The following is a 10,658-nucleotide window of genomic DNA, read 5'->3' as shown; positions in this document are numbered from 1 at the left end:
TCAGCCATCTGCACGCCGAGCAGGATCGCCGGCGCGCTTTGGCGGAATTCTACGCCGCCCTCAAGCATGACGGCGTGCTGATCCTCGATCAGCGCAACTACGACATGATCCTCGACAACGGTTTTAGCACCAAGCACAAATACTACTATTGTGGCGACAAGGTCGTCGCTGAGCCTGAATACGTCGACGATACGCTCGCAAGATTCAAATACAGCTTCGCGGACGGCGCGGAGTACACGCTGAATCTGTGTCCGATTCGCAGGGCCTACATGCGTCGGCTGCTGCTGGAGGCCGGGTTCGAGCGGGTGCGGACATATGGCGACTTCCAGGAGGCCGCGCCCGAAGATGCGCCGGACTTCTTCATCCATGTCGCGGAGAAGTCGCGCCTGCATGCGCCTTGGGCGCCGACGGCGACCGAACGCGCCGATGCGCGCGACGTGGCCGAGACCTATTACGACAGCGACGACGCCGACGCGTTCTATTCGACGGTCTGGGGCGGCGAGGACCTGCATGTCGGGCTGCACGAGGACGGGCGCGACATTCGGCAGGCGAGCGACGCCACCGTCGATCTGATGGCGGAGATGCTGCCGGGCCTCGACGAGACCACGCGGCTGCTCGATCTGGGCGCGGGCTATGGCGGTTCGATGCGGCGGCTGGCGCAGCGTTACGGCTGCGCGGCCTGCTGCCTCAACATCTCCGAGACGCAGAACGACGCCAATCGGGCCCGCACCCGCGCGGCGCGGCTGAGCGACCGGATCGCCGTGATCCACGCCTCCTTCGACGACATCCCCCTGCGCGACGCGAGCCAGGACGCGGTGTGGAGCCAGGACGCCTTCCTGCACGCCCCGGACCGCGCGAAAGTTCTGGCCGAGGCGTGGCGGGTGCTGCGGCCCGGCGGGCATCTCATCTTCACCGACCCGATGCAGGCCGACGACGCCGACCCCGAGGCGCTCCGCCCGGTCTACGACCGCCTGCAACTCGACAGCCTGGGCTCCTTCCGCTTCTACCGCGAGACGGCCGAACGGCTGGGGTTCGAGCTGGTCGAGCAACGCGACATGAGCGAGCGGATCGGCGCGCATTACGCCCGGATCCGCGCGGAGATGCTGGCCCGGCGCGACGCGCTGACCGCGCAGGGCGCTTCGGAGGCCTATCTCGACCGCATGGCCGAAGGGCTGAGCCATTGGGTCTATGCGGCCGAGGCGGGGCGGCTCGCCTGGGGCGTGCAGCTGTTCCGCAAGCCGGGCTGAACGCGGGGCGCGCGCGGCCCGATCAGCCCCGCGTCGGCGCGTCCGCGGTGTCGCCGACGCTCTTCAGGCCGAGCCCGGTTTCGCGCTGGAAGAAGATCAGGTCGAGGGCGGGGGCCTGCGTCGCCACCCGGGTCAGCATGGCGTGGCACTGGCCGCGATGATGGGTCGCGTGGTTGAACATATGGGCCAGCGCCGCCCAGACCGGTTGGGTGATCGTCGCCGGCTTGCTGACGGTGCGATAGGTGATCTGGGCCTCGAGCGCCTCCGGCGTCATGGCCGAGACATGGGCGCCGAGCCTCTGGTCCTCCGCCTCGCGCGCGGCGCGCAGGTCGGCGAAGCGCTCGTAGAGGACCGCGTCGAGGGCGAGGTCGGGGGGCGGGTCGCCTCTCAGCCGCGCGAGCCACAGCCGGTCGGCGACCAGCATGTGGTTGAGCGTGCCGTGCAGCGAGCCGAAGAAGGCCCCGAGCCCTGCGCGCAGATCGGAGTCCGACAGCGCCTGACAGGCGTCGAGCAGACGGCGATTCGCCCAGGAGTTGTAGGCCGCCATCATCGTCATCTGCCGAAGCATCGCGCCTCTCCCTTCCTTGCGCGCATGCAGCATTCCCGCGCTTTCGCGCCGTCCTGCGCCATGGTATCGCCCCCGCGAACCAACCCGGCGCCGCTGCGCGCCATATCAAGCCGAGGATGCCCCATGGCCGTCACCCGCACCTTCTCGATCATCAAGCCCGACGCCACCAAGCGCAATCTGACCGGCGCGATCAACGCCAAACTGGAGGCGGCGGGCCTGCGGATCGTCGCGCAAAAGCGCATCCACATGACCAAGGCGCAGGCCGGCAAGTTCTACGAAGTCCACGCCGCGCGGCCCTTCTATGACGAACTCTGCACGTTCATGGCCTCCGAGCCAGTCGTCGTTCAGGTCCTCGAAGGCGAGGACGCGGTGGCGAAGAACCGCGAAGTCATGGGCGCGACCAACCCCGCCGACGCCGCCGAAGGCACGATCCGCAAGGAGTTCGCGCTCTCCATCGGCGAAAACTCGGTGCATGGCTCCGATTCCGACGAGAACGCGGCCATCGAGATCGCGTTCTTCTTCTCCGGGCTCGAGATCGTCGGCTGACGCCGCCCGCCTTGGGATGGCCGAGCACGACTTCGCCCGAAACCGCGCGGCGCTGCGGATCTTCCTGCAGCGCTGGCGGTACTCGCTGCTGCTGGGGCTGCTCGTCGTCGCCGTCTTCGCGCAGGCGCTGACCCCGCAGCAGGGGGCGGGGCTCGTCTTCGTCGAGGGCGCCTTCGCGTTGTCGATCCTCGGCGCCGCCCGCGCGACGGGGGCGAGCTGGAGCGCGCTCGTGGCGCTCGTCGCGCTGACCTTCATCCGCTTCTCCATCGAGGCCGCCGGCCCGCTCGACGACTCGCGCGCGATGGAGGCGGTCAATCTGATCGTCGCCGTGCTGCTGGCGATGGGCGTGCTGCGGCTGACGCTGATCGCGCTGTTCACCCGCGAGGCGCGCGGGGCCGACGCCCTCGCCGGCGCCGCCTTCGGGTTCCTGCTGCTGGCGGTGGTGTGGGCGCTGATGTTCATCGCCGTCGAGACGCTCGCGCCGGGATCGTTCAAGCTGATCGAGGACGCGGGCTCGGTGGATGCGCAGCTGTTCTATTTCAGCCTGGTGACGATCACCACGACCGGCTTCGGCGACATCGTCCCGGCGACGCCCGCGACGCGGCTGCTCGCCGGGTTCGAGGCGGTGACCGGCACGCTCTACATCGCCATCCTGATCGGGCGGCTGCTCGGCGTCGCCTACGAGGCCCGCCCCCCGCGGTGAGGGGCGCGCGGCTCACGCGCCGATGCGCGCGATGTCGAACGGCGTGCTCTGATACAGCTCGTTGATCCAGTTGCCGAACAGCAGATGCGCATGGCTGCGCCAGCGGTTCTCCGGCGCGCGCGCGGGGTCGTCGCCCGGGAAGTAGTTGGCGGGCAGGGCGATCGCCTCGCCGCGCTCGACGTCGCGGCGATACTCCTCGGCGAGCGAGGTCGTGTCGTATTCGATGTGGTTGAACATGTAGAGCGCGCGATGGGCGGCGTCCTCGACCAGCGCCGGCCCGGTCTCGGGCGAGGTCAGCAGCAGCTTCACCTCCGACGGAAGGTCCGACTGGCGGATCTCGGTCCAGCGGCTCACCGGCACCACGATGTCGTCGGAGACGCCGCGCAGATAGGGCGAGCCGGGGGCGAGGTTGCGGTGGCGGAAACACCCGAAGGCCTTCGTCGCCAGCGCGTGTTTCGGCGTGCCGTGGAAATGGCGCAGCATCGCCTGCGCGCCCCAGCAGATCGCGAAGGTCCCGTGCACATGGGACTGCGTCCAGTCGAAGACGGCGCGCAGCTCGTCCCAGTAGGACACCTCCTCGAACGGCAGCAGCTCCACCGGCGCGCCGGTGACGATCAGCCCGTCGAACTTGCGCGCCCGCGCTTCGGCGAAGGTCGTGTAGAACGCCTCGAGATGCGCCATCGATGTGTTGCGCGGGGTGTGGTCGGTCATGCGGATGAGCGTCAGGTCGATCTGCAGCGGCGTCGCGCCGATCAGCCGGGCGAACTGGGTCTCGGTGCGCTCCTTGTTGGGCATCAGGTTCAGCAGCGCGATCTGCAGCGGGCGGATGTCCTGCCGCTGCGCCGAGCTTTCCGACATCACCATGACGCCCTCGCTGCGCAGCACGTCGATGGCGGGGAGGTTTTCGGGAATCTTGATGGGCATGGGCGTCGGGTCCGTGGGGCGGTGTCAGACGATGCGGCGCAGGCCGCCGCGCCGGTCGAGCGCGCGGGCGATCATCGCGTCGAAATCGGCGGGCGCGCGCAGCGCCGCGATCTCCGACGCCTCGACCGTCACGCCCCAATTGCGTGCGATCGCCTCGTAGATCGGGCGCCGCCGCTCCAGCAGGCGCGAGAATCCCCAGCGGATGAAAGCATCCGGGTCGATCTGCGTCTCCGGCAGGCGCGTCGCATCGAGATACTCCGCCCAGATGCCGCGAAGGAACCCCTCGTCGTAATACATCGGCTTGGGATTGGCGTCGAAGCGGCGGCGCAGCTCGTCGGCCATCGCGTCCGTCTCGCGGATGCGCACGAGCAGCATCGCGTCCGACAGCTCGACGAGGACCGGGTCGGTGGGGTCCTCGGGGTCGACCACCTCGCAAATCGAGCCGCCGGTGTCGCACAGGAAATGCGCGTAGCCGTAGATCTCGCGCGCCTTGACGATGAAGTCGGGCGCGTCGAGCAGGGCGGCGATCTCCGCTTCGCGATGCTGGCGCTGGCGGCGGACATAATCCTCGAAGGGCAGGCCGCCTTTGTCGGGGTCGCCCGGTTTGCCGAGATAGGTGCTGAGCGGCGCCAGATTCTCGAAGGTGATGTTCGAGCCGATGTAGATCGAATCGCTCATCAGCAGTTCGCGCAGCAGCGGCGTGCGCATCGCGGCGCGCTTGAACTCGTCGACGATGTGCTCGCCCATGTAGCGGGTGCCGATGCGGTAATCGACCGAGTAGTGGAACCATCCGCCCGACCGGCGCAGCATCTGCGCGACGGAAGTCTTGCCGACGCCCGACATGCCGATCAGCGCCACCGCCTTGCGCGGCGCCGAAAGATACGCGTCGGGATCGGCGAGGCGCGGCGCAAGCGACATCCCGAAGCGTTAACCCGGCGCGCAGTTGGTCGCAACTGGCGCCGTCACCGATCCCGCCATCGCAGCGCCCCCCAAAGCGCGAGCGCGCCGAGCAGCGCCAGCGCGCAGGCGGCGGCGATGGCGAGGTCGTAGCCGCCGATCCGCCAGAGCGCCGCGCCGAGGCTCGGCGCTACCGCGAAACCCACGAGATAGGGCGAGGCCAGCCAGCCGGCGATGGCCCCGTATCCGGAATGGCCGAGCAGGTCGGCGATCACCACCGGCTTGAGCACGCTCATCACCCCGATCGCCGCGCCCTGTGCGGCGACGAAGACGAAGACCAGCCCCGGCGCGGCGCCGGCGGCGAGCAGCGCCAGCGCCGCCCCGGCCAGCGCCAGATAGCCCGCGAGCGCCAGCCCAGGCGCGGCGATCCGCCGCTCCGTCGCCATCATCGCGAGCCGCCCCGCCACCTGCATCGGCCCGATCAGCGACGCCGCCAGAATCGCCAGCGACGGCGACAGGCCGCGCGCGTCGAGCAGCGGCAGAAGATGGTTGATCAGCATGCCGTGATTGAGCGCGAGCATCGGAAAGGCCGCCGCCAGCAGCCAGAAGGCCGGGCGGCGCAGCGCCCGTCGCATCCCCGCGCGCCCCGCCCGCGCCGCCTCGGCGCGCGCAGCGGGGTCGGCCTTCGATGCGCGCGCATCCGCGCCCGGCAGGGCGCGGGCGCCGGCCCAGAGCAAGGGCGCGGTGATCGACGCCGTGATCGCCGCCGCCCAAAGCGTCGCGCCCCGCCAGCCCAACGCCTCGGCGGCGAGCGCGAAGCCCGGGAAGGCCAGCGTCGAGGCGAAGCCCGCCGCCAAAGTGATCCGGGTGATCGCGGGTCGGGCCTGCGCGCCCATCGCGCGGGTGACGCAGGCGAAGCAGGCCTCATAGAGGCAGCACCCCTGCGCCGCGCCGATCGCAGCCCATGCGGCGACGAAACCGCCCTGCGTCGCCGCCTGCGACAGCGCCGCGAGCGCGCCCGCGCCGAGCAGCGCGCCGCCGCCCATCAGCGCCGCGCCATGGCCCGCGTCGATCGCCCGTCCGGCGAAGGGCGCGACCGCCGCCGAGACGAATACGGCGACCGTCAGCCCCAGCGCCAGCGCGTCCTTGCTCCAGCCGAGGTCGCGTTCCCACACCAGCACGAGGCCGGCGAAGCTGTAATAGAGCGCCGCCCAGCTCAGCGTCTGGCCGAGCGCCAGCATCGCCACCGCGCGCAGCGGCGCCCCGCTCTGGCCGACGCCTCCGGGGCCGCTTCCCGCGCCCTGCTTGACCATGATCGCGCCGCCCTCTACCCGCTCGCTCTCGGATCATCCCGAATGGCGCGGGCGCGGCAATGGGGCGGAAAGCGACAGGAGGACCGGCCCGCATCGCGGCGCCGCCCGCGCGGGGCGCGACGGCGGTCGGGCTGATCGCGATCGGGAGTTGGTCGGCGCTGGCGCTGCTGACGGTGGGGGCCGGGCCGGTTCCGCCCTTCCTGCTGACGGCGCTGTGCTTCGGCGTCGGGGCCGCCGTCGGTTTCGCGGCGATCGCCGCGCGCGGGCGGTCGGTCCGGGCGGCGCTGGCGCAGCCTCCGGCGATCTGGGCGCTCGGGGTCGGCGGGTTGTTCGGCTATCACGCGCTCTATTTCTTCGCGCTGCAATCGGCGCCGCCGGCGGAGGCCGGGCTGATCGCCTATCTCTGGCCGCTGCTGATCGTGCTGCTGGCGAGCCTGCTTCCCGGCGGGCGGCTCCGCGCGGCCCATCTGGCGGGCGCGGTGCTGGGATTCGCGGGGGCGGCGCTGCTGATCCTGAAGGGCGGCGGGTTCGGCGCCGATCCGGCGCATCTGGCGGGATATCTCGCGGCGTTCGGCTGCGCGTTCATCTGGTCGGGCTATTCCGTGCTGAGCCGCCTGGCGGGCGATGCGCCGACCGACAGCGTCGCGGGATTCTGCCTCGCCGCCGCGATCCTGGCCGCGCTCGCCCATCTCGCCGTGGAGGCGACCGCCTGGCCGCAGGGCGCGCTGGCCTGGGCGAGCGTCGCGGCGCTGGGGCTCGGACCGGTGGGGGCCGCGTTCTACGCTTGGGATCACGGCGTGAAGCGGGGCGACCTGCAACTGCTCGGCGTCGCCTCCTACGCCGCGCCGCTTCTGTCGACGCTGGCGCTCGCCGCCGCGGGGGTCGCCGAGCCGTCGCCGCGGCTCGCGCTGGCGGCGGCGCTCATCGTGGGCGGCGCGGCGCTGGCGGCCTTCGGCTCGATGCGCGCCAAAGGCGCCGGTTGACGCGTCGGGTGAACAGGCGGCAGCGTCGACCACGGGGAAGCTTTCCCCCAGGAGCTTCCGATGTCCGAGAAGAAGCCCGCCCGCAAGCCCGCGCGCAGCGAGAGCGCGGACGCCAAGGCGGCGCGCGCGGCGCGTCGCCTCGTCGAGATGCCCGAACCCCAGATCGCCGCGCCGCGGTCGGGGCCCGTCGCGCCGCCCCCGCCCGCCGTCGAGCATGGCGCGACGCCGAAGGCGGGCGAACCGGCGAAGCGCCCGCGCAAGTAAGGGGCGCGCTCAGGGGCGGACGGCGCTCAGGCGGCCAGCGCCGCGCGACCCGTCGCCGCCCGCTCGTTGCGGAAGAACGCCATGAGGTCCTCCAGCGCCTGCGCCTGATCGGCCAGCCCGCGCGCAGCGGAGGCCGAGCGCTCGGCCATCGCCGAGTTCTGCTGGGTGATCTCGTCCATCGACGCGATCGCCGCCGCGATCTCCTCGACCCCGGAGGATTGCTCGCGCGACGCGTCGGAGATGTCGCCGATCGTGGTCGAGACCCGCCCGATCGCCGCGACGATCTCGGTCAGCGCCCGCCCGGTCTCCTCGACGAGGGCGACGCCGCCGTCGACCTGCCGGGCGCTCTCGTCGATCAGCGTCTTGATGCTGCGGGCGGCCTCCGCCGAACGCTGCGCCAGCAGCCGCACTTCGGCGGCGACCACGGCGAAACCCTTGCCGGCCTCGCCCGCCCGCGCGGCCTCCACCGCGGCGTTGAGCGCGAGCAGATTGGTCTGGAAGGCGAAACCGTCGATCACGCTGACGATGTCGGCGATCTTGCCCGAGCCGGCCGCGATCGCGCCCATCGCCCCGACGGCCCGCGCCACCACCTCGCCGCCGCGCTCGGCGCGGTCATGGGCCGCGCCGGACAGCTCGCGCGCCCGCGTCGCGTTGTCGGCGTTGGCGCGCACGGTCGCCGCCATCTGCTGCATGGTCGCCGCGATCTCCTCCAGCGACGCCGCCTGATTTTCGGCGCGCCCCGACAGCGTCTCGGCCCCGTCGGCGATCTGATCCGAGCGTCCATGCATCGCTGCGCTGACCGACTTGATCTCGGTCACCGTCTCGCGCAGCCTCCCGACCGTGGCGTTGACGTGCTCGCTCAGCGCGAGGAAGGCGCCGCGATAGCGCCCGTCCATCGCGGCGTCGAGTTCGCCGCGCGCCAGCGCCGCCATCACCCGCGACGCATCTTCGAGTCCTGTGCGCACGGCGTCGAGCAACCCGTTGATCTGATGCGCGAAGGCGTTCAGCCCTTCATCCGAGTAGCGCGGATCGACGCGCCGGGCGAAGTCGCCTTCGACGGCGCCGTCCACCACCTCCGCGACGGCGCCTTGCAGGGCGGCGCGCTCGCGCGCGGCCTCGGCGTCGCGCGCGGCGAGGGCGGCGGCTTCGTCGTCGAGGCGGCGCTTGGCGCGGGCGTTGTCAAGAAAGACCCGCAGCGCGCGGGTCATCTCGGCGATCTCGCGGGCCTGGCGGTCGTCGGAGAGCGTCACGTCGAGATCGCCACCGGCGATCGCGGTCATCTCCCGCGTGATGTGGCCGATCGGGGCGACGACGCGCCAGAGCGCCACCCAGACGCCGAAGCCGACGCCGAGCGCCGCCACCGCGATCAGCCCGAAGCCGACGAAGGCGGCGTCCTCGAAAGCGCCGCGCAGCGCGCCGATGTCGCTCTCGACGACGCGCACCTGCAGCGCGATCAGGTCGGAGACGACCGTCGAAATCGGGTCGATCGCCTGATAGAGCGAGTCGCGCGCGAAGCCCTCGACGCCCGCCATGTCGCGGGCGGCGATCATCCCGAGCAGCGCGTCGACGCGCCGGTCGGCTTCGGCCATCAGCGGCTTGGCGGCCTCGACGAGGCGGACCTCCTCGGGCACGAGCGTCGTGCGCAGATAGGCGCTCCAGAGCCCGGCGATGTCGCCTCGCGCGCGGCGGATGCTCGCCTCGGCCAGCGCCCAGTCGAAAGCGCCGGAGCGCAGCTTGTGCGTGGCGTCGACGATGTCGACGGCGTAGGCGTCGGCGACGCGCTTGAGATCGCGCAGCGGGACCACCCGGTCGGCGAAGATCGCGCCGACGGCCGCGTCGGCGCGGCTGCGGCTGTCCCAGGCCTGCCAATGCGTGGCGGCGAGCGCCGCCGCCAGAAGAACCAGCGCCGCAACCAGCTGCGCGCGAAGCGAGAATGTCATGTCCGTCCCCCCAAAGCAGCCGGCGCCCCGGTCCGCGAGCGGATGGGGCGCCGAGCGATGCGGGCGGACATTCGGCCCGCAGGCTCAACAAGAGGCTAACGCGCTGGCGCGGAAACCTTCTTGGCGCGCCATGCGGTCCTGCGCGGGCCTGGGCTCGCGCAGGAGGCGGGGGCGGGCGGTCGCCCGCCCGTCACTCCGCGGCGATGGCGGCGGCCCCGGAACCGCTGGCGCGACGGCTCGAATCGCTGAAGAACGCCATGAGCCTTTCCAGCGCCTGGGCCTGTTCGGCGAGCGAGCGGGCTGCGGCGGCGGACTGGTCGGCCATTGCGGAGTTCTGCTGGGTGATCTCGTCCATCGAGGTGATGGCCGAGGTGATCTCCTCGACGCCGGAGGACTGCTCGCGGGAGGCTTCGGAGATTTCGGCGATGGTGTCGGAGACTTTGGAGATGGCCTCGACGATCTCGGTCAGGGCTTTTCCGGTCTCCTCGACGAGCTTGACGCCGCCTTCGACCTGATGGGCGCTGGCGTCGATCAGGGTCTTGATGTCGCGCGCGGCCTCCGCCGAGCGCTGGGCGAGCATGCGCACTTCCGAGGCGACGACGGCGAAGCCCTTGCCGGCCTCGCCGGCGCGGGCGGCCTCGACCGCGGCGTTGAGCGCGAGCAGGTTGGTCTGGAAGGCGAAGCCGTCGATGACCGAGACGATGTCGGCGATCTTGGCCGATCCGGTGGAGATTTCGCCCATGGCGGTGACGGCCTTGGCGACGATGGCGCCGCCGCGGTCGGCGCGGGTGTGGGCGTCGGAGGAGAGGTCGCGGGCCGAGAGGGCGTTCTCGGCGTTGGTGCGGACTGTGGCCGACATCTGCTCCATGGTGGCGGCGACCTCCTCGAGCGAGGCGGCCTGGTTCTCGGCGCGCCCCGAGAGGGTCTCGGCGCTTTCGGCGATGGCGGCGGTGCGCTCGCGCATCGCGTCGGAGACGGACTGGATTTCGGAGACGGTGTCGCGCAGCCGTGCGACGGTGGCGTTGACGTTGTCCTGGAGTTCGGCGAAGGCCCCGCGATAGCTTCCGCTCATCCGGGCGCCGAGATCGCCGCGGGCGAGCGCCGCCATGACGCGGGCGGTCTCGCCGACGCCGTCGCGGACGGTGTCCATCAGGCTGTTGAGCTGGCCTGCGAAGCCGTTGAGCCCGTCATCCTTGTAGCGCGGATCGACGCGGCGGCCGAAATCGCCCTGGGCTGCGGCGTCGACCACTTCGGCGACCGCGCCCTGGAGCGC

11 protein-coding genes are annotated in these 10,658 nt (G+C 71.6%); 5 read left to right on the top strand and 6 right to left on the bottom strand.

The features are described from left to right. Positions 1-1,247, top strand: a 1,247-nt coding sequence (locus tag V7Q31_RS14920; RefSeq protein ID WP_333834655.1) for a methyltransferase domain-containing protein, incomplete at its 5' end; no start/stop codon positions are given. A 22-nt stretch (positions 1,248-1,269) separates the two neighbouring features. Here V7Q31_RS14920 and V7Q31_RS14915 read toward each other — a convergent pair. Beyond that, complete coding sequence (locus tag V7Q31_RS14915; RefSeq protein WP_333834654.1) at positions 1,270-1,815, bottom strand: DinB family protein; 546 nt, start codon at positions 1,813-1,815, stop codon at positions 1,270-1,272. Between the two features lie 123 nt (positions 1,816-1,938). Here V7Q31_RS14915 and ndk point away from each other — a divergent pair, with 123 nt between their 5' ends. Together ndk and V7Q31_RS14905 are read left to right on the top strand one after the other, a co-directional pair. Beyond that, entirely contained in the window at positions 1,939-2,361 is a 423-nt protein-coding gene (gene ndk / locus V7Q31_RS14910) for a nucleoside-diphosphate kinase (protein ID WP_333834653.1), read from the top strand. 16 nt (positions 2,362-2,377) lie between these two features. Further along, the gene (locus tag V7Q31_RS14905; RefSeq protein WP_333834652.1) at positions 2,378-3,064 is read left to right on the top strand and encodes a potassium channel family protein; all 687 of its coding nucleotides are present in this window, start codon (positions 2,378-2,380) and stop codon (positions 3,062-3,064) included. Positions 3,065-3,076: 12 nt separating this feature from the next. On the opposite strand, the gene V7Q31_RS14900 is transcribed toward V7Q31_RS14905, so the two are convergent. From V7Q31_RS14900 to V7Q31_RS14890, 3 genes are read right to left on the bottom strand one after another with little or no spacing between them, the layout of a single operon-like run. Further along, positions 3,077-3,988 carry a homoserine O-succinyltransferase gene (locus V7Q31_RS14900; RefSeq protein WP_333834651.1) on the bottom strand — a complete coding sequence of 304 codons (912 nt, stop codon included), beginning with the start codon at positions 3,986-3,988 and terminating at the stop codon, positions 3,077-3,079. 24 nt (positions 3,989-4,012) lie between these two features. Continuing rightward, positions 4,013-4,906 (bottom strand): ATPase, encoded by an 894-nt coding sequence (locus V7Q31_RS14895; RefSeq protein ID WP_333834650.1) that lies wholly within the window; start codon positions 4,904-4,906, stop codon positions 4,013-4,015. A gap of 44 nt (positions 4,907-4,950) precedes the next feature. Next, complete coding sequence (locus V7Q31_RS14890) at positions 4,951-6,198, bottom strand: MFS transporter (RefSeq protein ID WP_333834649.1); 1,248 nt, start codon at positions 6,196-6,198, stop codon at positions 4,951-4,953. 59 nt (positions 6,199-6,257) lie between these two features. Here V7Q31_RS14890 and yddG point away from each other — a divergent pair, with 59 nt between their 5' ends. Together yddG and V7Q31_RS14880 are read left to right on the top strand one after the other, a co-directional pair. Next, positions 6,258-7,181, top strand: a complete 924-nt coding sequence (gene yddG, locus V7Q31_RS14885) for an aromatic amino acid exporter YddG (RefSeq protein ID WP_333834648.1) — start codon at positions 6,258-6,260, stop codon at positions 7,179-7,181. 60 nt (positions 7,182-7,241) lie between these two features. Beyond that, positions 7,242-7,445 carry a hypothetical protein gene (locus V7Q31_RS14880; RefSeq protein ID WP_333834647.1) on the top strand — a complete coding sequence of 68 codons (204 nt, stop codon included), beginning with the start codon at positions 7,242-7,244 and terminating at the stop codon, positions 7,443-7,445. Between the two features lie 26 nt (positions 7,446-7,471). Here the strand turns inward: V7Q31_RS14880 and V7Q31_RS14875 are convergent, their stop codons facing one another. Both V7Q31_RS14875 and V7Q31_RS14870 read right to left on the bottom strand, forming a co-directional pair. Further along, on the bottom strand, positions 7,472-9,385 hold the full coding sequence (locus V7Q31_RS14875; RefSeq protein WP_333834646.1) for a methyl-accepting chemotaxis protein: 1,914 nt from the start codon (positions 9,383-9,385) through the stop codon (positions 7,472-7,474). A 190-nt stretch (positions 9,386-9,575) separates the two neighbouring features. Beyond that, the coding region (locus V7Q31_RS14870) for a methyl-accepting chemotaxis protein (RefSeq protein WP_333834645.1) at positions 9,576-10,658 on the bottom strand (1,083 nt) is incomplete at its 5' end.

It is taken from the genome of Rubrimonas sp., from assembly GCF_036788415.1.
In the GTDB taxonomy this organism is placed as follows: domain Bacteria; phylum Pseudomonadota; class Alphaproteobacteria; order Rhodobacterales; family Rhodobacteraceae; genus Rubrimonas.
The sequence above is the reverse complement of the archived record's forward strand: the minus strand, read 5'-3'. Positions and strand labels throughout refer to the sequence as shown.

Coding starts and splice junctions, on each gene's coding strand:
- V7Q31_RS14915 (WP_333834654.1), bottom strand. CDS start 1,815: ATGCTTCGGCAGATGACGATGATGGCGGCCTACAACTCCTGGGCGAAT.
- V7Q31_RS14875 (WP_333834646.1), bottom strand. CDS start 9,385: ATGACATTCTCGCTTCGCGCGCAGCTGGTTGCGGCGCTGGTTCTTCTG.
- V7Q31_RS14905 (WP_333834652.1), top strand. CDS start 2,378: ATGGCCGAGCACGACTTCGCCCGAAACCGCGCGGCGCTGCGGATCTTC.
- V7Q31_RS14890 (WP_333834649.1), bottom strand. CDS start 6,198: ATGGTCAAGCAGGGCGCGGGAAGCGGCCCCGGAGGCGTCGGCCAGAGC.
- ndk (WP_333834653.1), top strand. CDS start 1,939: ATGGCCGTCACCCGCACCTTCTCGATCATCAAGCCCGACGCCACCAAG.
- yddG (WP_333834648.1), top strand. CDS start 6,258: ATGGGGCGGAAAGCGACAGGAGGACCGGCCCGCATCGCGGCGCCGCCC.
- V7Q31_RS14900 (WP_333834651.1), bottom strand. CDS start 3,988: ATGCCCATCAAGATTCCCGAAAACCTCCCCGCCATCGACGTGCTGCGC.
- V7Q31_RS14880 (WP_333834647.1), top strand. CDS start 7,242: ATGTCCGAGAAGAAGCCCGCCCGCAAGCCCGCGCGCAGCGAGAGCGCG.
- V7Q31_RS14895 (WP_333834650.1), bottom strand. CDS start 4,906: ATGTCGCTTGCGCCGCGCCTCGCCGATCCCGACGCGTATCTTTCGGCG.